Source organism: Aeromonas sp. sif2433, assembly GCF_019218705.1.
GTDB classification, from domain to species: domain Bacteria; phylum Pseudomonadota; class Gammaproteobacteria; order Enterobacterales; family Aeromonadaceae; genus Aeromonas; species Aeromonas encheleia.
The window spans coordinates 99,665-121,773 of record NZ_JAHUXD010000012.1 but is presented as its reverse complement, the minus strand read 5'-3'; the positions used below and the strand labels follow the sequence as shown (position 1 = coordinate 121,773).

36 protein-coding genes are annotated in these 22,109 nt (G+C 57.1%); 3 read left to right on the top strand and 33 right to left on the bottom strand.

Features of this window, described 5'->3' with window-relative positions; genetic code table 11:
• Window positions 1-133 precede the first annotated feature (133 nt).
• The 28 genes from rplQ to rpsJ all read right to left on the bottom strand — a co-directional run bounded on the left by rplQ (window position 134) and on the right by rpsJ (window position 13,753).
• The gene (rplQ, locus tag KW825_RS17535; RefSeq protein WP_005307999.1) at window positions 134-517 is read right to left on the bottom strand and encodes a 50S ribosomal protein L17; all 384 of its coding nucleotides are present in this window, start codon (window positions 515-517) and stop codon (window positions 134-136) included.
• A 43-nt stretch (window positions 518-560) separates the two neighbouring features.
• Window positions 561-1,550 carry a DNA-directed RNA polymerase subunit alpha gene (rpoA, locus tag KW825_RS17530; RefSeq protein ID WP_005307997.1) on the bottom strand — a complete coding sequence of 330 codons (990 nt, stop codon included), beginning with the start codon at window positions 1,548-1,550 and terminating at the stop codon, window positions 561-563.
• A gap of 25 nt (window positions 1,551-1,575) precedes the next feature.
• Window positions 1,576-2,196, bottom strand: a complete 621-nt coding sequence (rpsD, locus tag KW825_RS17525) for a 30S ribosomal protein S4 (protein WP_042652866.1) — start codon at window positions 2,194-2,196, stop codon at window positions 1,576-1,578.
• Window positions 2,197-2,235: 39 nt separating this feature from the next.
• Window positions 2,236-2,625: a 30S ribosomal protein S11 gene (gene rpsK / locus KW825_RS17520; protein ID WP_005319702.1), complete on the bottom strand. Its 390-nt coding sequence runs from the start codon at window positions 2,623-2,625 to the stop codon at window positions 2,236-2,238.
• Window positions 2,626-2,639: 14 nt separating this feature from the next.
• The gene (rpsM, locus tag KW825_RS17515) at window positions 2,640-2,996 is read right to left on the bottom strand and encodes a 30S ribosomal protein S13 (RefSeq protein WP_005307991.1); all 357 of its coding nucleotides are present in this window, start codon (window positions 2,994-2,996) and stop codon (window positions 2,640-2,642) included.
• A gap of 138 nt (window positions 2,997-3,134) precedes the next feature.
• Window positions 3,135-3,248, bottom strand: a complete 114-nt coding sequence (gene rpmJ, locus KW825_RS17510) for a 50S ribosomal protein L36 (protein WP_005319705.1) — start codon at window positions 3,246-3,248, stop codon at window positions 3,135-3,137.
• Window positions 3,249-3,275: 27 nt separating this feature from the next.
• On the bottom strand, window positions 3,276-4,604 hold the full coding sequence (gene secY / locus KW825_RS17505) for a preprotein translocase subunit SecY (RefSeq protein WP_042652867.1): 1,329 nt from the start codon (window positions 4,602-4,604) through the stop codon (window positions 3,276-3,278).
• A gap of 8 nt (window positions 4,605-4,612) precedes the next feature.
• Window positions 4,613-5,050 (bottom strand): 50S ribosomal protein L15, encoded by a 438-nt coding sequence (gene rplO / locus KW825_RS17500; protein ID WP_042652868.1) that lies wholly within the window; start codon window positions 5,048-5,050, stop codon window positions 4,613-4,615.
• A gap of 2 nt (window positions 5,051-5,052) precedes the next feature.
• Window positions 5,053-5,232, bottom strand: a complete 180-nt coding sequence (gene rpmD / locus KW825_RS17495) for a 50S ribosomal protein L30 (protein ID WP_005307985.1) — start codon at window positions 5,230-5,232, stop codon at window positions 5,053-5,055.
• A 6-nt stretch (window positions 5,233-5,238) separates the two neighbouring features.
• The gene (rpsE, locus tag KW825_RS17490) at window positions 5,239-5,739 is read right to left on the bottom strand and encodes a 30S ribosomal protein S5 (protein ID WP_042010196.1); all 501 of its coding nucleotides are present in this window, start codon (window positions 5,737-5,739) and stop codon (window positions 5,239-5,241) included.
• A 14-nt stretch (window positions 5,740-5,753) separates the two neighbouring features.
• Complete coding sequence (rplR, locus tag KW825_RS17485; RefSeq protein WP_005319717.1) at window positions 5,754-6,107, bottom strand: 50S ribosomal protein L18; 354 nt, start codon at window positions 6,105-6,107, stop codon at window positions 5,754-5,756.
• A gap of 9 nt (window positions 6,108-6,116) precedes the next feature.
• Window positions 6,117-6,650, bottom strand: coding sequence for a 50S ribosomal protein L6 (rplF, locus tag KW825_RS17480; RefSeq protein ID WP_005319720.1), 534 nt, complete (start codon window positions 6,648-6,650; stop codon window positions 6,117-6,119).
• Between the two features lie 13 nt (window positions 6,651-6,663).
• Window positions 6,664-7,056 carry a 30S ribosomal protein S8 gene (gene rpsH / locus KW825_RS17475; RefSeq protein ID WP_005307980.1) on the bottom strand — a complete coding sequence of 131 codons (393 nt, stop codon included), beginning with the start codon at window positions 7,054-7,056 and terminating at the stop codon, window positions 6,664-6,666.
• Window positions 7,057-7,075: 19 nt separating this feature from the next.
• A complete protein-coding gene (gene rpsN, locus KW825_RS17470) occupies window positions 7,076-7,381 on the bottom strand; it encodes a 30S ribosomal protein S14 (protein ID WP_042652870.1) in 306 nt (101 codons plus the stop codon).
• Between the two features lie 10 nt (window positions 7,382-7,391).
• Window positions 7,392-7,931 (bottom strand): 50S ribosomal protein L5, encoded by a 540-nt coding sequence (gene rplE / locus KW825_RS17465; RefSeq protein WP_042652871.1) that lies wholly within the window; start codon window positions 7,929-7,931, stop codon window positions 7,392-7,394.
• 13 nt (window positions 7,932-7,944) lie between these two features.
• Entirely contained in the window at window positions 7,945-8,262 is a 318-nt protein-coding gene (gene rplX / locus KW825_RS17460; RefSeq protein WP_042652872.1) for a 50S ribosomal protein L24, read from the bottom strand.
• An 11-nt stretch (window positions 8,263-8,273) separates the two neighbouring features.
• Window positions 8,274-8,642 (bottom strand): 50S ribosomal protein L14, encoded by a 369-nt coding sequence (rplN, locus tag KW825_RS17455; RefSeq protein WP_005890908.1) that lies wholly within the window; start codon window positions 8,640-8,642, stop codon window positions 8,274-8,276.
• A gap of 146 nt (window positions 8,643-8,788) precedes the next feature.
• Window positions 8,789-9,037, bottom strand: coding sequence for a 30S ribosomal protein S17 (gene rpsQ / locus KW825_RS17450; protein WP_005307966.1), 249 nt, complete (start codon window positions 9,035-9,037; stop codon window positions 8,789-8,791).
• Complete coding sequence (gene rpmC / locus KW825_RS17445; RefSeq protein WP_005319733.1) at window positions 9,037-9,228, bottom strand: 50S ribosomal protein L29; 192 nt, start codon at window positions 9,226-9,228, stop codon at window positions 9,037-9,039. The genes rpsQ and rpmC overlap by 1 nt, the downstream gene beginning before the upstream one ends.
• On the bottom strand, window positions 9,228-9,641 hold the full coding sequence (gene rplP, locus KW825_RS17440) for a 50S ribosomal protein L16 (RefSeq protein ID WP_033130009.1): 414 nt from the start codon (window positions 9,639-9,641) through the stop codon (window positions 9,228-9,230). The genes rpmC and rplP overlap by 1 nt, the downstream gene beginning before the upstream one ends.
• 13 nt (window positions 9,642-9,654) lie before the next feature.
• Window positions 9,655-10,368, bottom strand: a complete 714-nt coding sequence (gene rpsC / locus KW825_RS17435; protein ID WP_033130008.1) for a 30S ribosomal protein S3 — start codon at window positions 10,366-10,368, stop codon at window positions 9,655-9,657.
• A gap of 3 nt (window positions 10,369-10,371) precedes the next feature.
• Entirely contained in the window at window positions 10,372-10,716 is a 345-nt protein-coding gene (gene rplV, locus KW825_RS17430) for a 50S ribosomal protein L22 (protein WP_005890899.1), read from the bottom strand.
• A gap of 10 nt (window positions 10,717-10,726) precedes the next feature.
• The gene (gene rpsS / locus KW825_RS17425) at window positions 10,727-11,005 is read right to left on the bottom strand and encodes a 30S ribosomal protein S19 (RefSeq protein ID WP_005307960.1); all 279 of its coding nucleotides are present in this window, start codon (window positions 11,003-11,005) and stop codon (window positions 10,727-10,729) included.
• A gap of 22 nt (window positions 11,006-11,027) precedes the next feature.
• Complete coding sequence (rplB, locus tag KW825_RS17420; protein ID WP_042652873.1) at window positions 11,028-11,849, bottom strand: 50S ribosomal protein L2; 822 nt, start codon at window positions 11,847-11,849, stop codon at window positions 11,028-11,030.
• Window positions 11,850-11,864: 15 nt separating this feature from the next.
• Window positions 11,865-12,167, bottom strand: a complete 303-nt coding sequence (rplW, locus tag KW825_RS17415; RefSeq protein ID WP_005319747.1) for a 50S ribosomal protein L23 — start codon at window positions 12,165-12,167, stop codon at window positions 11,865-11,867.
• The gene (rplD, locus tag KW825_RS17410) at window positions 12,164-12,769 is read right to left on the bottom strand and encodes a 50S ribosomal protein L4 (protein WP_025325386.1); all 606 of its coding nucleotides are present in this window, start codon (window positions 12,767-12,769) and stop codon (window positions 12,164-12,166) included. The genes rplW and rplD overlap by 4 nt, the downstream gene beginning before the upstream one ends.
• A gap of 17 nt (window positions 12,770-12,786) precedes the next feature.
• Window positions 12,787-13,419 (bottom strand): 50S ribosomal protein L3, encoded by a 633-nt coding sequence (gene rplC, locus KW825_RS17405; RefSeq protein WP_005319753.1) that lies wholly within the window; start codon window positions 13,417-13,419, stop codon window positions 12,787-12,789.
• Window positions 13,420-13,441: 22 nt separating this feature from the next.
• Complete coding sequence (gene rpsJ / locus KW825_RS17400; RefSeq protein ID WP_005307944.1) at window positions 13,442-13,753, bottom strand: 30S ribosomal protein S10; 312 nt, start codon at window positions 13,751-13,753, stop codon at window positions 13,442-13,444.
• A gap of 355 nt (window positions 13,754-14,108) precedes the next feature.
• Here rpsJ and KW825_RS17395 point away from each other — a divergent pair, with 355 nt between their 5' ends.
• Entirely contained in the window at window positions 14,109-15,023 is a 915-nt protein-coding gene (locus KW825_RS17395) for a DMT family transporter (RefSeq protein ID WP_042652874.1), read from the top strand.
• A gap of 37 nt (window positions 15,024-15,060) precedes the next feature.
• Here the strand turns inward: KW825_RS17395 and envZ are convergent, their stop codons facing one another.
• Window positions 15,061-16,371 (bottom strand): two-component system sensor histidine kinase EnvZ, encoded by a 1,311-nt coding sequence (envZ, locus tag KW825_RS17390; RefSeq protein WP_042652875.1) that lies wholly within the window; start codon window positions 16,369-16,371, stop codon window positions 15,061-15,063.
• Window positions 16,368-17,087 carry a two-component system response regulator OmpR gene (gene ompR, locus KW825_RS17385; RefSeq protein WP_042652876.1) on the bottom strand — a complete coding sequence of 240 codons (720 nt, stop codon included), beginning with the start codon at window positions 17,085-17,087 and terminating at the stop codon, window positions 16,368-16,370. The genes envZ and ompR overlap by 4 nt, the downstream gene beginning before the upstream one ends.
• Before the next feature lie 226 nt (window positions 17,088-17,313).
• On the opposite strand from ompR, the gene greB reads away from it, so the two are divergent.
• Complete coding sequence (gene greB, locus KW825_RS17380) at window positions 17,314-17,787, top strand: transcription elongation factor GreB (RefSeq protein WP_218329920.1); 474 nt, start codon at window positions 17,314-17,316, stop codon at window positions 17,785-17,787.
• Between the two features lie 215 nt (window positions 17,788-18,002).
• Window positions 18,003-20,324 carry a Tex family protein gene (locus KW825_RS17375; protein WP_218329919.1) on the top strand — a complete coding sequence of 774 codons (2,322 nt, stop codon included), beginning with the start codon at window positions 18,003-18,005 and terminating at the stop codon, window positions 20,322-20,324.
• A gap of 106 nt (window positions 20,325-20,430) precedes the next feature.
• On the opposite strand, the gene KW825_RS17370 is transcribed toward KW825_RS17375, so the two are convergent.
• The 3 genes from KW825_RS17370 to bioH all read right to left on the bottom strand — a co-directional run bounded on the left by KW825_RS17370 (window position 20,431) and on the right by bioH (window position 22,092).
• Entirely contained in the window at window positions 20,431-21,021 is a 591-nt protein-coding gene (locus tag KW825_RS17370) for a hypothetical protein (RefSeq protein ID WP_218329918.1), read from the bottom strand.
• A 1-nt stretch (window position 21,022) separates the two neighbouring features.
• A complete protein-coding gene (locus KW825_RS17365; RefSeq protein ID WP_218329917.1) occupies window positions 21,023-21,256 on the bottom strand; it encodes a flagellar biosynthesis protein FlgE in 234 nt (77 codons plus the stop codon).
• A 71-nt stretch (window positions 21,257-21,327) separates the two neighbouring features.
• Entirely contained in the window at window positions 21,328-22,092 is a 765-nt protein-coding gene (bioH, locus tag KW825_RS17360) for a pimeloyl-ACP methyl ester esterase BioH (RefSeq protein WP_218329916.1), read from the bottom strand.
• Between the last annotated feature and the right edge of the window lie 17 nt (window positions 22,093-22,109).

Genomic DNA, 22,109 nt, shown 5'->3' with positions numbered 1-22,109 from the left:
AGTTGAGGCAGTTGAGGCAGTTGAGGCAGTTGAGGCAGTTGAGGCAGTTGAGGCAGTTGAGGCAGTTGAGGCAGTTGAGGCAGTATAAGATTCCCTTAAAAGAAAAGCCGGGACAAGCCCGGCTTTTTCTTTATCACTCAGCAGCTGCTTCAGCAGCGGCCGGGCGGTCTACCAGCTCAATGTAAGCCATAGGGGCGTTGTCGCCTGCACGGAAACCGCATTTCAGAATGCGAGTATAACCGCCGGCGCGCTCCAGGTAGCGCGGGCCCAGTTCATTGAACAGCTTAGCCACGATCGCGTTATCGCGAGTACGGGCAAATGCCAGGCGACGATTAGCAACGCTATCAGTCTTGGCAAGGGTGATCAGCGGTTCAACTACACGACGCAGCTCTTTTGCCTTAGGCAGAGTCGTCTTGATGATCTCATGACGAACCAGGGAGCTGGCCATGTTGCGGAACATAGCCTGACGATGGCTACTGTTCCGGTTCAGTTGACGACCACTCAAACGATGGCGCATGACCTTATCCTTCTAACTAAATCTGTGAAACCCGTAATCTGGATTACTCGTCAGCGATGCTGGCGGGCGGCCAATTCTCGAGGCGCATGCCAAGAGACAGACCACGGGAGGCCAACACGTCCTTGATCTCAGTCAGGGACTTCTTACCGAGGTTAGGAGTTTTAAGCAACTCAACTTCGGTACGCTGTACCAGATCACCAATATAGTGGATAGCTTCTGCCTTCAGACAGTTCGCAGAACGAACTGTCAGCTCCAAATCATCGACAGGACGCAGCAGAATCGGATCAAACTCGGGTTTCTCTTCTTTCTTCTCGGGCACGCTGACATCGCGCAGATCCACGAAGGCTTCCAGTTGTTCAGCCAGAATAGTGGCGGAACGACGGATGGCTTCTTCAGGATCCAGAGTACCATTGGTCTCCATGTCGATGACCAGCTTGTCCAAGTCGGTACGCTGTTCCACGCGTGCTGCCTCAACATTGTAGGCAATACGAACGATGGGGCTGAACGCGGAGTCCAGCAGCAGGCGACCGATAGGACGCTCTTCATCATCGTTGTGAACACGAGCAGAAGCAGGCACATAACCACGACCGCGCTGAACTTTCAGGCGCATGCTGATTTCAGCATTGGCGCCAGTCAGGTGGCAGATTACGTGCTCCGGGTTTACGATCTCGACTTCATCACCGTGAGTGATATCACCAGCGGTAACGGGGCCTGTTCCAGACTTGGTCAGGGACAGAGTTACCTCGTCCTTGCCTTCCAGCTTCACAGCGATACCTTTCAGGTTGAGCAGGATTTCAAGAATGTCTTCCTGTACACCTTCTTTGCTGCTGTACTCGTGCAGTACTCCGTCAATTTCGACTTCAGTAACCGCACAACCGGGCATAGATGACAGCAAAATACGACGCAGAGCATTGCCCAGCGTGTGACCAAAGCCACGCTCAAGCGGCTCGAGAGTCACTTTCGCGTGAGTCGGGCTAACTTGCTCGATGTCAACTAGCCGCGGTTTAAGAAAATCTGTTACAGAACCCAGCATTGTGTCCTCTCTTTAGAAGCTAGCTTTACTTGGAGTAAAGCTCGACGATCAGCTGTTCGTTAATGTCGGCAGACAGGTCGGAACGCTCTGGCAGGCGCTTGAAGGCACCTTCCATCTTAGCAGCGTCAACCTCTACCCAAGTCGGCTTCTCGCGCTGACCAGCAACTTCCAGGGAAGCTTTGATACGCGCTTGCTTCTTAGCCTTCTCACGAACGCAGACCACGTCCTCAGGGGATACCTGGAAAGAAGGAACATTTACGACACGGCCGTTTACCATGATGGCTTTGTGGCTCACCAGCTGACGAGATTCAGCACGGGTAGCGCCGAAGCCCATACGGTAGACGACGTTGTCCAGACGACCTTCCAGCAGCTGCAACAGGTTTTCACCGGTGTTACCCTTTTGACGGGCAGCATCGCGGTAGTAGTTGCGGAACTGTTTTTCCAATACGCCGTAGATACGACGAACTTTTTGTTTCTCGCGCAGTTGCACACCGTAGTCAGACAGACGCGCTTTACGCGCACCGTGTTGACCTGGAACGGTGTCAATCTTGCACTTAGAATCAATCGCACGAACACCAGACTTCAGGAAGAGGTCGGTGCCCTCACGACGGCTAAGCTTAAGCTTAGGACCGATATATCTTGCCATCTTCTTTCTCCAACAATCCTAGACCAAGTAGCTACAGCGTTATACGCGGCGCTTCTTGGGAGGACGACAACCGTTGTGCGGGATCGGAGTCACATCAGTAATATTAGTGATGCGGAAACCAGCCGCGTTCAGAGCGCGGATGGAAGACTCACGACCGGGACCCGGACCTTTGACCATGACTTCCAGGTTCTTCACGCCGTATTCTTTGGCGATCTCACCAGCACGCTCAGCAGCTACCTGGGCAGCAAACGGAGTGGACTTACGGGAACCACGGAAACCGGAACCACCAGAGGTAGCCCAAGACAGAGCATTGCCCTGACGGTCAGTAATGGTCACGATTGTGTTGTTGAAAGATGCATGAACGTGTGCAATACCGTCGCTCACTTGCTTTTTAACGCGCTTGCGAGCACGAGTCGGAGTTTTAGCCATTTTCTACCTTCCCGTTACTTCTTGATAGCCTTGCGCGGACCCTTACGGGTACGAGCGTTGGTCTTGGTACGTTGACCACGAACAGGCAGGCTACGACGGTGACGCAAACCACGGTAGCAACCCAGATCCATCAAGCGTTTGATGTTCATGGAAATCTGACGACGCAAGTCACCTTCAACGGTGAATTTACCTACTTGCTCGCGCAGACTTTCGATCTGAGCTTCGTCCAAGTCTTTAATTTTCACATTCTCAGCAATACCGGCTGCGGCACAGATGGCCTTGGAGCGGGTACGACCGACGCCATAAATCGCAGTCAACGCAATGACTGCATGCTTATGGTCAGGAATGTTAATGCCAGCGATACGGGCCACTGTTCACTCCTACGTAGCGTAGATAACGACCACCACAAAGCCCGTGAGCGGATACGTGGCGGTCAACCAATACACAACAAAAGTTGGCTGGCTATAATAGCCAGCACAACTATTTGTTGCAAGTACTAACCGTAAAAATTAGCCTTGGCGCTGTTTATGCTTTGGCTCGCTGCAAATCACACGCACCACACCGTGACGCTTGATGATTTTGCAGTTACGGCAGATTGCCTTAACGGAAGCACGAACTTTCATTGCTTAACTCCGTAACTACGCCGACCTTTAGCGGCCGTAGCCCTTCAGGTTGGCCTTCCTCAGGACGTCGCCATATTGATGAGACATCATATGGGTTTGTACCTGAGCCATGAAGTCCATGATAACTACCACGATAATCAGCAGCGAGGTGCCACCGAAGTAGAACTGTACGTTCCAGGCAGTCATCAAGAACTGGGGTACCAGACAGATAAAGGTGATATAGAGCGCACCTGCCAATGTCAGGCGAGTCATAACCTTATCGATGTAACGTGCTGTCTGCTCGCCCGGGCGGATCCCCGGGATAAAGGCTCCACTCTTCTTCAAGTTATCTGCTGTCTCGCGGGGGTTGAACACCAGCGCGGTATAGAAGAAGCAGAAGAAGATAATGGCTGCTGCATAGAGCATCTCATACAAGGGTTGACCCGGCTGCAGGACCATAGAGACCTGCTGCAGAACGTCAGCTACCTTGCCCTCACCCTGACCAAACCAAGAGGTGATGGTCCCTGGGAAGAGGATGATGCTGGATGCGAAAATCGCAGGAATCACACCGGCCATATTCACTTTCAACGGCAGGTGTGTGCTTTGCGCGGCGAATACCTGGCGGCCTTGTTGACGCTTGGCGTAGTTCACGACGATACGACGCTGACCACGTTCCACGAACACCACAAAGTAAGTCACTGCGAAAACAATCAAGCCCAGCAACAACAACAGCAGGATGTGCAATTCCCCTTGACGTGCCTGTTCGGCCGTAGCGCCAATGGCATGAGGCAGACCAGCAACGATACCCGTGAAGATAATCAACGAGATACCATTACCAATCCCACGCTCGGTAATCTGCTCACCCAACCACATCAAGAACATGGTACCGGTGACCAGACTCACAACGGCCGTGAAATAGAAGCCCAAACCCGGATGAGTCACGAGTCCCTGCATCATATTTGGCAAGCCGGTTGCAATACCAATGGCCTGGAAAGTTCCCAAAACCAGCGTGCCCCAACGGGTATATTGGCTAATCTTGCGACGGCCGGATTCACCTTCTTTCTTGAGTTCAGCAAGAGCGGGGTGAACCACAGTCAGCAACTGGATAATGATCGACGCCGAAATGTACGGCATGATCCCCAGTGCAAGAATAGAAGCACGCGAGAGTGCACCACCACTGAACATGTTAAACATCTCAATGATGGTGCCCTTCTGTTGTTGGAACAACTCGGCCAGTACGGCGGCGTCAATACCAGGAATAGGCACATAAGAGCCTGCACGGAAAACGATAATCGCCCCGAGAACGAAGAGCAGACGGCTCTTCAGTTCACTCAGACCACCCTGTGCTTTAACATCCAATCCTGGTTTCTTAGCCATTGTACTGATTATTCCTCGATTTTACCGCCAGCGGCCTCGATGGCTGCACGTGCACCTTTGGTGACGGACAGACCACGAACGGTCACAGCACGGTCAATGTTGCCAGACAGAACAACTTTAGCGAAAACGATGTTCTTAGTAACAACACCGGCTTGCTTCAGAGTGCTCAAATCGACCACATCACCTTCTACCAGGGCCAGTTCGTTCAGACGCACTTCGGCAGATACCAAAGATTTGCGAGAGAAGAAACCGAACTTCGGCAGACGGATTTTCAAAGGCATCTGACCACCTTCGAAACCGTTGCGGACTTTACCGCCACCGGAACGAGAGGTTTGGCCTTTCACGCCACGACCACCAGTCTTGCCCAGACCTGAACCGATACCACGGCCCGGACGGTGCTTAGCAGACTTGGAACCTGGGGCCGGAGACAGAGTATTCAGACGCATGCTTAGCCCTCCACCTTAACCATGTAATAAACCTGGTTGATCATACCGCGTACGCAAGGAGTATCTTCCAGCTCGACGGTGTGACCAATGCGACGCAGACCCAGACCACGCAGAGTCGCCTTATGCTTTGGCAGACGGCCGATAGAGCTGCGAGTTTGAGTTACTTTTACAGTGTTAGCCATGTCGCATTACCCCAGAATTTCTTCAACGCGCAGACCACGCTTGGCAGCGATCTGAGCCGGGGATTGACCCTGCACCAGAGCGTCGACAGTTGCGCGAACAACGTTGATTGGGTTGGTGGAACCGTAGGTCTTAGCCAGCACGTTGTGGATACCAGCAACTTCCAGCACAGCACGCATGGCGCCGCCTGCAATGATACCAGTACCTTGTGAGGCCGGCTTCATGAACACGGTGGAGCCAGAGTGAACACCACGCACCGGATGGTGCAGAGTGCCATTGTTCAGCTCAACTTTGCTCAGGTTACGCTTAGCCTGTTCCATTGCCTTTTGAATGGCAGCTGGAACTTCACGGGCTTTACCGTAACCGTAACCTACACGGCCGTTACCATCACCCACCACGGTCAACGCGGTGAAGGACATGATACGACCACCTTTAACAGTTTTCGAAACACGGTTTACTGCAATCAGCTTTTCTTGCAGTTCGCCGGCTTGAGATTCGACTTTAGCCATCTTCGACTCCTAGCTTAGAACTGAAGACCAGCGTCACGAGCAGCGGTAGCCAGAGCGGCTACACGACCGTGATACTTGAAACCGGAACGATCGAAAGATACGTTCTGAACGCCTTTGGCAATAGCACGCTCAGCGATTGCTTTACCTACTGCGGTAGCTGCATCAGCATTACCGGAGTATTTAAGAGCTTCACTGATGGCTTTCTCTACTGTAGAAGCAGAGGCCAGAACTTCGGAACCGTTGGCTGCGATAACCTGCGCGTAGATATGACGCGGGGTACGGTGAACAACCAGACGGGTCGCTCCCAGTTCCTGCATCTTCTTCCGAGCACGAGTAGCACGACGGAGACGAGCTGCTTTCTTGTCCATAGTGTTACCTTACTTCTTCTTAGCTTCTTTAGTACGCACTTGCTCGTTGGCATAGCGTACACCCTTGCCCTTGTAGGGCTCCGGAGCGCGGTAAGAACGGATATCGGCGGCGACTTGGCCAACCAGCTGCTTGTCCACACCACGGAGAACGATCTCAGTAGCGGTCGGGCATTCAGCGGTGACACCAGCCGGCAGCGCATGCTCTACCGGGTGAGAGAAGCCCAGAGCCAGCGCGACAGCATTGCCCTTGATGGAGGCTTTGTAACCTACACCAACCAGCTGCAGCTTACGCTCGAAGCCTTGGGTAACACCGATTACCATGTTGTTAGCCAATGCACGTGCAGTACCGGCCTGAGCGTCAGCACCAGCGATGCCGTCGCGCGGGGCGAACTTCAGTACATTGTCTTCTTTGGTCACTTCTACACCGGCGTGGATGGAACGAACCAGAGAACCTTTACCACCTTTGATGGACAGTTCCTGACCGTTCAGAGTCACCTCTACGCCAGCAGGAATAGTGACGGGTGCCTTAGCAACGCGAGACATTTCCGACCTCCTATTAAGCGACGTAGCAGATGATCTCACCACCCATGCTTGCCTTGCGGGCAGCACGGTCGGTCATCACACCTTTAGACGTGGACACGATAGCAACACCGAGACCGCCCATAACTTTCGGCAGATCAGTAGTGCGCTTGTAAATACGCAGGCCGGGACGGCTCACGCGTTGGATCAGTTCTACAACCGGCTTGCCCTGGAAATATTTCAGTTCAATTTCCAGTTCCGGTTTCACATCACCTGCTACGGAGTAGCCAGCGATGTAACCTTCTTCTTTCAGCACTTTGGCAATAGCCACTTTCAGCTTGGAAGAAGGCATGGAAACCGCAACTTTGCTCGCCGCTTGACCGTTACGGATGCGGGTCAGCATGTCCGCGATCGGATCTTGCATGCTCATAGTCTAACTCCCGAGATTCTTACCAAGAGGCCTTTTTGAGACCTGGAATTTCGCCCTTCATGGCATGCTCACGCACCTTGATGCGGGACAGACCAAACTTGCGCAGGAAACCGTGCGGACGACCAGTAATATTGCAACGGTTACGCTGGCGGGACGGACTGGAATCACGGGGCAGCTGTTGCAGTTGCAAGACAGCATCCCAACGCGCTTCTTCAGAAGCGTTCATATCAACAATGACAGCTTTCAGCTCGGTTCGCTTAGTGGCGAACTTGGCTACCAGCTTCGCACGCTTTGCTTCACGTGCTTTCATGGATGTTTTAGCCATAACCCTAACCTTACTTGCGGAATGGGAAGTTAAAGGCAGCCAGCAGAGCACGGCCTTCTTCATCGGTATTCGCGGAAGTGGTGATGGTGATATCCAGACCACGGACGCGATCGACTTTGTCATAGTCGATTTCCGGGAAGATGATTTGCTCACGCACGCCCATGGAGTAGTTACCACGACCATCGAACGCTTTAGCGTTCAGGCCACGGAAGTCACGGATACGCGGTACGGAGATGCAAATCAGCCGTTCCAGGAACTCCCACATACGCTCGCCACGCAGGGTTACTTTACAACCTATCGGGTAGCCTTCACGAATCTTGAAGCCCGCAACAGATTTGCGAGCTTTGGTGATCAGTGGCTTCTGACCGGAAATGGCAGCCATATCGGCAGCAGCATTTTCCAGCAGTTTCTTGTCAGAAATCGCCTCACCAACACCCATGTTCAGGGTGATTTTCTCGATCCGAGGGACTTGCATGATCGTCTTGTAACCGAACTGCTTTGACAGTTCTTTTGCTACATCGGATCTGTAGTAATCATGCAGTTTCGCCATCGTTAAACTCCAATTACTTCACAAGTTCGCCGGTAGATTTGAAGAAACGAACTTTTTTGCCGTCTTCAATCCGGAAACCAACGCGATCAGCCTTGCCAGTGGCAGAGTTGAACAGCGCTACGTTTGAAACATCGATCGGGGCTTCTTTGGTGATGATACCGCCAGCCTGACCCAAAGCGGGTACCGGCTTCTGGTGTTTCTTCACCTGGTTGATGCCTTCCACGAGAACCTTACCTTTAGCGATCAGAACTTGAGTGACTTTGCCACGCTTGCCCTTGTCTTTGCCGGTAAGAACAATCACTTCGTCTTCGCGACGGATTTTAGCTGCCATCGTTCGACTCCTTACAGTACTTCGGGTGCCAGGGACACAATCTTCATGAACTTCTCATTACGGAGTTCACGGGTCACCGGGCCAAAAATACGAGTACCGATTGGCTGTTGGTTGCCGTTAAGCAAAACAGCCGCATTGTTGTCGAAACGGATGACAGAGCCGTCCGGACGACGAACGCCTTTACGGGTGCGTACGACCACCGCGTTATACACATCACCTTTCTTCACTTTACCGCGAGGAATAGCTTCCTTGATGGAAACCTTGATGATGTCGCCGATGCCGGCGTAACGGCGGTGCGAGCCACCCAGAACCTTAATACACATTACACTGCGAGCGCCGGAGTTGTCGGCTACACCCAGCATACTTTGCATCTGGATCATTTTAGTGCTCCGCTTTGTTTACTTCTTATCCCTTCCGGGATCTGGCTGCCTTCAAAAGGCGCGAAACTATAACACAGCTTCTTTTGAAAAGGTAGCCTAAAAAACAAACGGCCCCGAAGGGGGGCCGTTTGGGCAAAAAAGGACCATTAGGCCTTTTCTACGACAGCAACCAGGGTCCAGGACTTGGTCTTGGACAGCGGGCGGCATTCGCGGATTTCCACGAGGTCACCAGCTTTACACTCGTTGTTTTCGTCATGTACGTGCAGCTTGGTAGTGCGCTTGATGATCTTACCGTAGATCGGGTGCTTTACCTTGCGCTCGATAGCGACGGTGATGGACTTGTCCATCTTGTCGCTAATTACACGACCTTGCAGAGTACGGATTTTGTCAGTCATTACGCACCTGCCTTCTCTGTCAGTACAGTCTTAATACGTGCGACGTCACGACGCACTTGTTTCAGAGTGTGAGTCTGAGCCAGCTGGCCGGTGGATGCTTGCATGCGCATGTTGAATTGCTCACGCAGCAGACCCAGCAGCTCCTGGTTCAGTTCATCGACGCTCTTTTGACGCAGATCTTGGGCTTTCATCACATCACCGTCTTAATTACGAAAGTGGTCTGAACGGACAGCTTGGCAGCGGCCAGGGCGAAGGCTTCACGAGCCAGAGCCTCAGGAACACCATCCATCTCGTACAGAACCTTGCCAGGTTGGATCGGGCATACCCAGTATTCGACGTTACCCTTACCTTTACCCATACGAACTTCGAGGGGCTTTTCGGTAATCGGCTTGTCCGGGAACACACGGATCCAGATCTTACCCTGACGCTTAACGTGACGGGTCATGGCACGACGGGCTGCTTCGATTTGACGAGCAGTCAGTTGACCACGGGTAGTCGCCTTCAGGCCAAAGGTACCGAAGGAAACTTCGTTACCAGAGTTGGCCAGACCGCGGTTACGACCTTTGTGGGTCTTGCGGAATTTAGTACGCTTTGGTTGCAACATTTACCGAATCTCCTTACTTAGCAGCGCGGCGCTTGTTGTCACGCTTGGGCTTTGCAGGAGCTTGCTCTTGAGCAGCGGCAGCATTGACTGCAGCCAGACCGCCCAGAACTTCGCCCTTGAAGATCCAAACTTTGACGCCGATCACACCGTAAGTGGTGTGGGCTTCAGAAGTTGCGTAGTCGATGTCGGCACGCAGGGTGTGCAAAGGCACACGACCTTCACGGTACCATTCGGTACGCGCGATTTCAGCGCCGCCCAGACGACCGGACACTTCCACTTTGATGCCCTTGGCACCCAGGCGCATGGCGTTCTGTACGGCGCGCTTCATAGCACGACGGAACATTACGCGACGTTCCAGCTGGGAAGTGATGCTGTCGGCAACGAGTTTGCCATCCAGCTCCGGCTTGCGGACTTCGGAAATGTTGATCTGAGCAGGCACGCCAGCAATGACGGCGACGGCTTTGCGCAGTTTCTCAACGTCTTCGCCTTTCTTACCGATCACAACACCCGGACGAGCGGTGTGAATGGTCACACGGATGCTCTTGGCCGGACGCTCGATGGTGATCTTGGACAAGGACGCGTTTTTCAGCTCCTTGGTCAGGAACTGGCGTACTTGAAAATCGCTGTACAGGTTGTCAGCGAAGTCTTTGGTGTTCGCGAACCAGGTAGAATTCCAAGGCTTGGTAATACCCAGGCGAATGCCATTAGGATGTACTTTCTGACCCATTGCTTATCTCCCAGCCTTAGCGTCGGATACCACTACAGTGATGTGAGCGGTACGCTTGAGGATACGATCCGCGCGACCTTTGGCACGAGGACGGATGCGCTTCATGGAGGGACCTTCGTCGACCATGATAGTAGCAACACGCAGGGCGTCGATGTCGGCGCCTTCGTTGTGCTCAGCGTTTGCAATGGCAGATTCCAGCACTTTCTTCACCAGAACAGCAGCCTTTTTCGGGCTGAAGGTCAGGAGAGTCAGAGCCTTGTCTACGGACAGACCACGTACTTGATCGGCTACCAGACGAGCTTTCTGGGCAGAAGTACGGGCATAACGGTGTTTAGCGATAGCTTCCATCATTTATCCCTTAGCGCTTCTTAGCCTTCTTATCAGCAGCATGGCCGCGATAAGTACGAGTCGGTGCGAATTCACCCAGTTTGTGACCGATCATTTCTTCGGTAACGAAAACCGGAACGTGCTGACGACCATTATGGACAGCGATGGTCAAACCGATCATATTCGGGATGATCATTGAACGACGGGACCAGGTCTTAACCGGCTTTTTATCCCCGCTTTCCACCGCTTTCTCTACCTTCTTCAGCAAGTGCAGGTCAATAAAAGGACCCTTCTTGAGAGAACGTGGCATGGTGATTCCTCTATGTTAACAATTACTTGTTACGACGACGTACGATGTACTTGTCGGTACGCTTGTTCTTACGGGTCTTGAAGCCTTTAGCCTTCTGGCCCCATGGGGACACAGGCTGCATGCCTTTGTTACGACCCTCACCACCACCGTGCGGGTGATCAACCGGGTTCATCGCCATACCGCGAACGGTCGGACGAATACCACGCCAGCGGTTTGCACCGGCTTTACCCAGTTGACGCAGCATGTGCTCGGAGTTACCGACTTCACCGATGGTAGCGCGGCACTCGGCCAGAACTTTACGTACTTCGCCGGAACGCAGACGCAGAGTTACATAGTTACCATCACGCGCCAGGATCTGGATGAAAGTACCAGCGGAACGAGCCAGCTGGGCACCTTTACCAGGTTTCATCTCTACGGCGTGAACGGTAGAACCGACCGGGATGTTGCGCATCGGCAGGGTGTTACCCACCTTGATTGCAGCATCAACACCAGAAGCGATAGCGTCACCAGCTTTCAGGCCTTTCGGCGCCAGGATGTAACGACGCTCACCGTCTGCATACAACACCAGAGCGATGTTAGCGGTACGGTTAGGATCGTATTCCAGGCGTTCTACTTTAGCCGGGATACCGTCTTTGTCGCGCTTGAAGTCGACGATACGGTAGTGTTGCTTGTGACCACCACCGATATGACGGGTAGTGATACGGCCGTTGTTGTTACGACCACCGGACTTGCTTTTGCTGTCCAGCAGAGCGGCGAAGGGCTTACCCTTGTACAGCTCTTGATTGACGATCTTAACGACGTGGCGGCGGCCCGGAGAAGTAGGCTTGCACTTAACGATTGCCATTTTTCAGAACTCCTCTTACTCGGCTGCGCCCATGAAGTCGATGTCCTGACCAGCTTTCAGGGTCACATAAGCCTTTTTCCAATCGGAACGACGGCCTACACGCGCACCTGAGCGCTTGGTTTTACCCTTCATGTTCAGGGTACGGACGGTCTCAACTTCGACCTCGAACAGTTTCGCAACTGCAGCTTTGACTTCCGCCTTGGTGGCATCAACAGCAATCTTGAACACGATAGTGTTCTGCTTTTCTGCGACCATGGTGCTCTTTTCAGAGATATGCGGAGCCTTCAGAACTTTCAACAAACGCTCTTCGCGGATCATGCCAGCATCTCCTCGATTTGCTTAACTGCATCAGCAGTCATCAGAATCTTGTCGAAAGCGATCAGGCTGACCGGGTCGATACCGGCAACGTCACGCACGTCAACTTTGTACAGGTTGCGAGCAGCCAGGAACAGGTTCTCATCGACTTCAGCAGTCACGATCAGAACGTCAGTCAGTTCCATCTCTTTCAGCTTGGCGATCAGTTCTTTGGTCTTCGGCGCTTCGATGCCGAATTTCTCAACAACGATCAGGCGCTCTTGACGTACCAGCTCGGACAGGATGCTACGGATAGCGCCGCGGTACATCTTCTTGTTAACTTTTTGGCTGTGATCTTGCGGCTTAGCAGCAAAAGTCACACCACCGGAACGCCAAATGGGCGAACGGATGGAGCCAGCACGGGCACGACCAGTACCCTTCTGACGCCACGGCTTTTTGCCGCCACCAGACACTTCAGAGCGAGTCAGCTGCGCACGAGTACCCTGACGGGCACCTGCGGCATATGCAACGACGACCTGGTGAACCAGAGCTTCGTTGAATTCGCGCCCGAAGGTAGTCTCGGAAACTTCAAGAGCGCTCTTGGCGTCTTTCATTACCAATTCCATTACTATCTCCTCAGACGTTACGCTTTGACGGCAGGTTTGACGATCACGTTGCCGTTGGTTGCACCCGGTACTGCACCTTTGATGAGCAGCAGGTTACGTTCAGCGTCAACACGAACCAGTTCCAGGTTCTGAGTCGTTACACGCTCAGCACCCATGTGACCAGCCATCTTTTTGCCCTTGAATACACGACCCGGAGTCTGGTTCTGACCGATAGAACCCGGAGCGCGGTGAGACAAGGAGTTACCGTGGGTCATATCCTGGGTGCGGAAGTTGTGGCGCTTTACAGTGCCCGCAAAACCTTTACCCTTGGATGTGCCAGTAACGTCTACCATCTTAACGTCAGCGAGAAGATCTACTTTCAGCTCGCTACCAACAGTGAAAGTTTCACCGTTGTTCAGGCGGAATTCCCACAGACCGCGGCCGGCTTCGACACCAGCTTTGGCGAAGTGGCCAGCTTCCGGCTTGGTTACACGGCTGGCTTTTTTGGCGCCAGTGGTAACTTGAATAGCGTTGTAGCCGTCGGTTTCTACAGATTTGACCTGAGTTACACGGTTAGCTTCAACTTCGATAACAGTCACCGGGATAGAAACGCCATCTTCAGTGAAGATGCGAGTCATACCCACTTTGCGACCTACAAGACCGATTGTCATTGTTATCAACCTCTTTCCGTAATTAACCCAGGCTGATCTGGACGTCTACACCGGCTGCCAGATCCAGACGCATCAGGGCGTCTACGGTCTTGTCAGTCGGCTCAACGATGTCTACCAGACGCTTGTGAGTGCGGATCTCGTACTGATCACGCGCATCTTTGTTGACGTGCGGGGAGATCAGGACGGTGAAGCGCTCTTTGCGAGTCGGCAGCGGGATAGGACCGCGAACCTGCGCGCCAGTGCGCTTTGCAGTTTCAACGATTTCCGCTGTGGATTGATCGATCAGGCGATGATCAAAAGCCTTCAGGCGAATACGGATTCTTTGGTTCTGCATTGACAGAGCTCCAATAGATAAAAGAACATAAATCAACACCGCCCGACCGAGATTACTCCCGCCAGAGGTGCGATTTTTCACGTTTCCTCCCATATCGGGAGGACTGTATGGCTGGCGACTCGTAAACGGGAAGCTCAGCAGCAGACCAATCGTCTGGCTTACCTCATGGGTAAGCGGAGGGGATTATACGGATTTTTTCAATTCGCGCAAGGGAGCGCGGACAGATAGTGCGCAACTTTGTGTGGAGGATGGATCTCGCTGACGATCCCCTGCCCGCCTACCGCAAACCGGTAACGACAATGTTGCAAACAGGCTGATAGACTGCGCCCTTGCCTCTGTCAGCGGAACGACCCCGATGCTCAAAGATCAGAAAAAAGCCTATCAATATGGACTCTGCGCCGTCGCCCTCTGGTCGACGGTGGCCACCGCCTTCAAGATCTCCCTCGCCTACTTCGAGCCGGTGCAGCTGCTGCTCGTGGCGGCCCTGACCTCGACCCTGACTCTCGGCGCTATCGTTGCCAAACAGGGCAAACTGTCGCTGCTGCGGAGCTATATCAAGGAGCGTCCCTTCTACTATCTGGCGCTGGGGGTGTTGAATCCCTTCCTCTATTACCTGCTGCTGTTCAAGGCCTATGATCTGCTGCCCGCCCAGCAGGCGCAGACCCTCAACTACACCTGGGCCATCACCCTCAGTCTGCTGGCCGTCCCCTTCCTCGGCCAGAAGCTGCGCCGCCGCGACGGGGTCGCCATAGTGCTGGGTTACTTCGGCGCCCTGGTGATCGCCACCAAGGGGGATGTGTTCGGCCTGCAGTTCGACAGCCCGCTCGGGGTGACGCTGGCACTGGTGTCGACCCTGATCTGGGCCGGCTACTGGATCCTCAATACCCGCAACCAGGGCGATCCCGTGGTCAGCCTGCTGCTCGGCTTCCTCATCAGCCTGCCGTTTATCGTCGTGGCGACCTGGCTGCTCTCCGACTTTGCCATGACCGCCTGGCAGGGTTGGGCCGGCGCCATCTATGTCGGCCTGTTCGAGATGGGGTTCGGCTTCGTGCTCTGGTTGATGGCCCTGCGCCACGCCACCAACACGGCGCCCATCAGCAACCTCATCTTCATCTCGCCCTTCGCCTCCCTGGTGCTGCTCAACCTGCTGATAGGCGAGACCATACACCCGGCGACCCCCATAGGGCTGGCCCTGATAGTGGCGGCCCTGCTCATTCAGCAGCTGAAATACGGCAAGCGCTACCGCAAGACGAGCGAACCCCAGGCCTGACAATGCAAAAGGGGCGCATCCATCGATGCGCCCCTTCTCAATCCATCCACTCCAGCGGCTGGTGCTTGGGCAACCGGATCTCTACCAGCAGGCCCCCCAGCTCCGAGTCTCCCAGCCGTATGGTGCCGTGGTGCTGGGACACTATCTTGGCGACGATCGCCAGCCCCAACCCGCTGCCACCCCCGGTGCGCGCCACATTGCCCTGGGTAAAGGGCTTGAGGACCCGGGAGTGATCCTGGGCCGGAATGCCGGGGCCGTCGTCCGACAGCCGCAGCCGCACCCAATGACCGTCGTCTTTCAGCTCCACCTGCAGCCGGCTCGCCCCATAGCGCCGCGAGTTGCCCGACAGGTTGTTGAGGATGCGGCGAAGGCTGATGGGGTTGCAGGCCACCCGCACCGCCTGCTCCGGCAAGACCAGCTCCAGCTCCAGCCCCTGATCGGTCTGCATCAGCAGGGCATCGTGGATCAGCTGGGTCAGATCGATCTGCTGGGTGTCCAGCCCCTCGTCCGGGCGTATGTAGTCGATGAACTGATCGATGATGCCGTTGGATTCGTCGATGTCCGCGTTGATGCTCTCCCTGAGGTACTCATCCCCTGATGACATCATCTCGGTCGCCAGCCGGATGCGGGTCAAGGGGGTGCGCAGATCGTGGGAGACCCCGGCCATCATCAGGTTGCGCTCCTCGATCAGCCGCTTGATGGAGCTCGACATGTGGTTGAAGGTGCGGGTCAGCCGGCGCACCTCCCGCGAGCCTCGTTCCCCCAGCGCATCGGGGAAGTTGCCGCGCGCCACCGCCACAGCGCCCGCCTCCAGATCCTCCAGCGGACGCACCAGCTGGCGGGCGAAGCGCCAGGCGGCAAACAGGGTCACCACCAGCAGCACGCTCATGTAGATGATCAGCGGCTCGATGTCATCATCCTCGATCTCGGTCAGCGGGATCCGCACCCATATCTGGCTGGCATGGGGCGGCTGGATCCAGATGATGTAGTGATCCTGGATCTCGACCCGCACCTTGGTCGGCCCCTTCAGCTCGCGGCTGATGTTCTCTTCCAGATAGGCGTAGGGTTTGGAGTCGTTGAGCCCGTGCTGCTCCGCTTCGCTCTGGGTATAGATGTCGCTGCCGGTGGCCACATAGACCAGCGCCTCGGCATCTTCGCTCAGCGCCAGCTGCTTGCTGTCGATGGGGAAGATCAACTTGACCTGATTGGCCAGCAGATGACTGATCTGCTTGACGGTGGGCGACAGCAGGTAGTTATAGAAGGTGACATAGGAGACAAACTGATAGACCACCAACACGGCGGCCAGGAACCAGAGCATGCGGGAGAACATGCTGCTCACTTTCTTCATGCGCCATCACCGTCCGGCACGAACACATAACCCAGACCCCAGACGGTCTGCAGGTAGCGAGGCTGGGCCGGGTCCTGCTCCAGCAGGCGGCGCAGGCGGGACACCTGCACGTCTATGCTGCGCTCGGTCGCGGTGTACTCGCGGCCCCGGGCCAGGTTCATCAGCTTGTCGCGGGAGAGCGGCTCGCGGGGGTGGCTCACCAGCACCTTGAGCACCGCAAACTCGCCGCTGGTCAGGGCGACGGGGTCGCCGTCGCGGCTCAGCTCGCGGGTCGCCAGGTTGAGTTGATGGGCGCCAAAGCTCACCACCTTCTCGGCGGAAGAGGGGGCACCGGGCAGCTCGACGGTGTGGCGCCGCAACACGGCGCGGATCCGGGCCAGCAGCTCGCGAGGGTTGAACGGCTTGGGCAGGTAGTCATCGGCCCCCATCTCGAGCCCGACGATGCGATCCACCTCGTCCCCCTTGGCGGTGAGCATCAACACAGGTATCTGGTTGCCCGCCTCGCGCAGGCGACGGCAGATGGAGAGTCCATCCTCCCCCGGCAGCATCAGATCCAGCACCATCAGGCTGAAGTTCTCACGGGTGAGCAGCCGATCGGCCTGCTCACCGTTGGCGACGCCCCGCACCATGAACCCCTGCTCGGTGAGGTAACGCTCCAGCAGGGAGCGTAATTTCAGGTCGTCGTCGACCACCAGGACCTTGTATTGCTGACTCATCGCTGCCTCTCCTCTCTCTCTTCTGCCTCAATACTAGGGCGCCCCCCGGCAACGACAAAGCATAAATATGTTACCGGTTATTACCCTCATCCCGGGAACCACGGGGGATGGCACTCGCGCTGGACGAGCTTGTGGCACCTTTTTGCTCGACAGCCAGACGGCAATGGCTAAGATCCCGGGCAGCACAATGCAACCCGCCATGCTGGCGCAAGGGATTGATAAGCTCATGAAAACCAAACTCATCACCCGCGAAGGCTACAACAGACTCCGGCAGGAGCACGACACCCTGTGGCGCGAAGAGCGGCCCGAGGTCACCAAGAAGGTGGCCTGGGCGGCGAGCCTGGGGGATCGCAGCGAGAACGCCGACTACCAGTACAACAAGAAGCGGCTGCGGGAGATCGATCGGCGGGTGCGTTACCTGCGCAAGTGCCTGGAGGAGCTGACCATAGTCGATTATGCCCCGTCCCAGGAGGGCAAGGTGTTCTTCGGCGCCTGGGTCGAGGTGGAGAGCGAAGAGGGAGAGACCAAGCGCTTTCGCATCGTCGGCTATGACGAGATCTTCCGTCGCAAGGATTACATCTCTATCGACTCCCCCATGGCCCGCGCCCTGCTCAAGAAGGAGGTGGGGGATGAGGCCATAGTGCGCACCCCCGTCGGTGACGCCTGCTGGTATGTCAACGAGATCAGCTATCCCAAGTAAGCACCCGCCAGGGGCCAACCCCCACAGGGCCCGAGTGCGCCGCCTGGCTCGGGTCATTCCGTTCACGAACGCTATTCGATATAACTGGCCCCGTCCCACCCCGCGGGTCAACTCCTGACCAGCTCGTATGGTCCGGGGTGGCATCCCCCGCGCCGACCCCATATAGTGCTCACATTTGGCGCCTCGACGCCCAGACCCGACCACAGGGACCCCAGATGCACAGCCATGCAATAGAGAGACAGATCGCCACCGAGCTGAATGCTCGCCCGGAACAGGTGCAGGCCGCCGTGCGCCTGCTGGACGAAGGTTCCACCGTGCCCTTCATCGCCCGTTATCGCAAGGAGGTGACCGGCGGCCTGGACGACAGTCAGCTGCGTACCCTGGAGAGCCGCCTCGGCTATCTGCGTGAACTGGAAGATCGCCGCCAGGTGATCATTCGCTCCATCGAGGAGCAGGGCAAGCTGACCCCCGAGCTGGCGCGCGAGCTGAACGGTGCCGACAGCAAGACCCGGCTCGAAGATCTCTATCTCCCCTACAAGCCCAAACGTCGCACCAAGGGGCAGATGGCCATCGAAGCAGGGCTGGAGCCGCTGGCCAATCTGTTGCTCACCGACCCCATGCAGGATCCGGAGCAGGAGGCGGCCCGCTTCCTCAATGCCGAGCAGGGAATAAACGACAGCAAGGCCGCCCTCGACGGCGCCCGCTACATACTGATGGAGCGCTTCGCCGAGCAGGCCGATCTGCTGGAGAAGCTACGGGACTACCTGTGGCAAAACGCCACCCTGCGCGCACGGGTGGTGGCGGGCAAGGAGCAGGAAGGGGCCAAGTTCAAGGACTACTTCGAGCACGATGAGCCGCTGCACAAGGCCCCCTCCCACCGGGTGCTGGCCATGCTGCGTGGTCGTAACGAAGGGGTGCTCAACCTGGCGCTGGTGACCGGCGACGACGAGGGCGCCAGCCCCTGCGAGGGCATTATCACCCATCACCTCAGGCTGAACCTGCAGGGCCGGCCGGCCGACAAGTGGCTGCAGGGGGTAGTGAGCTGGACCTGGAAGATCAAACTCTCGCTGCAGATTGAGACCGAGCTTATCGGCCGCATCCGCGAGAGTGCCGAGGAAGAGGCGATCAAGGTGTTCGCCATGAACCTGCAGGATCTGCTGATGGCGGCGCCGGCTGGCATGCGCTGCACCATGGGGCTGGATCCGGGCATCCGTACCGGGGTCAAGGTGGCCGTGGTCGATGCCACCGGCAAGCTGGTCGATCACGCGACCATCTACCCGTTCGAACCCAAGAAGCAAGTCGATCAGAGCCTCAGGACCCTGAGCGAGCTGTGCCAGAAGCACAAGGTCGAGCTCATCAGCATCGGCAACGGCACCGCCTCGCGGGAGACCGACCGGCTGGTGAGCGATCTGTTCGAGCGCTATCCCGCCGCCAAGGCGCAGAAAATCGTGGTGAGCGAAGCCGGCGCCTCCGTCTACTCCGCCTCCGAGCTCGCTTCCCAGGAGTTCCCGGATCTCGACGTCTCCATCCGCGGTGCCGTCTCCATCGCCCGCCGGCTGCAGGATCCCCTGGCCGAGCTGGTCAAGATCGATCCCAAGAGCATAGGCGTGGGCCAATACCAGCACGATGTGGGTCAGAGCCAGCTGGCGCGCCGGCTGGACGCCGTGGTCGAGGATTGCGTGAACGCGGTGGGGGTGGATGTGAACACCGCCTCGGTCGCCCTGCTCAACCGGGTCTCCGGCCTCTCCCAGACCCTGGCCCAGAACATAGTCGCCTACAGAGACGACAACGGCGCCTTCCACAATCGCCAGCAGTTGCTCAAGGTGAGTCGGCTCGGCCCCAAGGCGTTCGAGCAGTGCGCCGGCTTCCTGCGCATTCGCGGCGGCAGCAACCCGCTGGACGGCTCGGCGGTGCACCCGGAGTCCTATCCTGTGGTGGAGCGGATCCTGGCGCAACTCCAGCAGCAAGTGGAGAGCCTGCTCGGCAACGGCAGCCTGCTGCGCGGCCTGAGGGCCGCCGACTACACAGATGAGCGATTCGGGGTCCCCACGGTCACCGACATCATAGGTGAACTGGACAAGCCGGGCCGTGACCCGCGCCCCGAGTTCAAGACCGCCACCTTCAAGGACGGGGTGGAGAAGATCAGCGACCTGGTGCCCGAGATGGTGCTGGAGGGCGTGGTCACCAACGTCACCAACTTCGGCGCCTTCGTCGACATCGGCGTGCATCAGGACGGGCTGGTGCACATCTCCTCCCTGACCGATCGCTTCATCAAGGATCCCCGCGAGGTGGTCAAGGCGGGCGACATAGTGCGGGTCAAGGTGCTGGAGGTGGATGCCCCGCGCAAGCGGATCAGCCTCACCATGCGCCTCAATGAGAAAGCCGGCGAGAAGAGTGGGCAGCAGGCCCGCAAACCAGCCGAGCCGCGTCAAACGATGGGCGCGCCTAAGGCGAGAAGCGAGCCGAGGCCGGCCAATCCCATCGGGGGGGCCATGGGCAACGCCTTCGCCGCCGCCCTCTCCAAGAACAAGAAATAGCCGACCAGCACGATGAAAAAGCCCCGAAAGGGGCTTTTTCATGGGTCTTCGCCAAGGCTGAGGAGTCACAGGCCATCAAGGTTGCCCTGCACTGACAGTAGGCGACTTAGATATCCAGGCTGAAGCTCTGACGGGGGGTGGGCCTGACCGCCTGCCGATAGTGCTGGGCGATGATCTGATTGCGTCTGTCCATATAGGCACCGAGCGGGCCGGATGCACCGCTGGCAGGCTCGACCTCCATCAGCTCCCTGCGGGCCTGCGCCTGCTTGAGCGTGGCGGTGCGGGCCACGCTCAGATCCTGGGAGGAGGGCTCGGCCGGTGCCAGGGCGGCGGCGCGCACCTGCTCATGCTGGCGCATCTCACGACCCCGCTCCACCCGCTGCTGTTGCTTCTGTTGCTCCTGCTGGCCTGACTCCTGCTGCCTGCGCTTCCCGTCTTCATCGGTGGCGTCGACAAAGCGCTGGGGCGCCGCCGTCGGGCTGGCTGGCGTACTCTCACGGGAGGATTGGGCAGCGGGGTTGGCCTGGGCGGCCCTGGACTGGTCTTTCTGGGAGGCCACGCCGGACTCGGCAGCGGAGGCCTCGCCCTGGCGCGCCTGGGGTACGAGTTCGGTGCGGCGATTGTCAGTCTGTGCCGATTCCGTCTGCGGGTGCAGCTGATTGGGAATCATCGGCGGCAGACCGACGTTGATGTTCATCTCACACCCTGATGTCGATCAGGGTACCCAGCATGTCGCTGGCGGTCTGGATCACCTTGCCGGAGGCGCCGGCCTGCAGCTCGGCCACCTTGAGGGTGACCAGCTCGTCCGGCAGCTCCACCCGATCGCCGACCGGCGTATTGAGGCGGGCGATCTGGCCGGATGCCTGCTCGGCGAGCAGTTCCGCCCGCTGGAATCCCTGTACTCCCGTCGTCATGGCGGAATCGATACGCATCATCTTGCTCCTCTGACTGTTGACTGATTATTCACCACCCAGAGGAATTATTGAAGCCTGCCGCTCGCTTTTCAGCCGATGAACTCCCGCACCATGGCGATGAACTGCGCCGGATGAGAGATGAAGGGGGCATGGGAGGCCTTGTCCAGCACCAGGCTGCGGCTATGGGGATAGCGCTCGTTCAGCAGCGGGATGGCCGCCTTGGGCACCAGCGAATCCAGCCTGCCGTAGATGCGCAGCCAAGGCAGGCTGAGCGTGGTCAACTCATCCCGCAGATCGACGTCGGCCAGCAGGCCGAGGCCGGCCTCCAGCGCGGCAAGCTGGGGCGCTGGGCGCTCCGCCAGCCAGTGGCGCAGCTGGCGGATGTCATCCCTGGCGTGCTCGCTGCCCATGGCCTGGATCGCCAGGAAGCGCTCTATGGTCTGCTTGAAGTCCCCCGCCAGCATCTGGTTGAAGCCGGCCAGCACTTTGGGCGCGATGCCGGGCCACTCATCCCGCGCCATGAAGCAGGGCGAACTGGCAACCGTGATCAGGGATTGCACCCGCTCAGGATGAGTCAGCGCCAACTGGCTCGCCACCAGGCCGCCGAGGGACCAGCCGAGCAGATGGCAACGCTCCGGCAATACGCTGGCCACCTGCTCTGCCAGCCAGGGCAGGGAATAGTCACTCCCGTCGTTCAGAGGACTGTTGCCGAAGCCGGGCAGATCCACCAGATGCACCCGATAATGGTCCGCCAGCTGCTGGGCTATGCCGTGCCAGACAGCACCATTCATGCCCCAACCATGCAACAACACCAGATCCGGCCCCTGGCCAAACCGCTCAACCGATATGCTCATCTAGACTCAAGATCCCT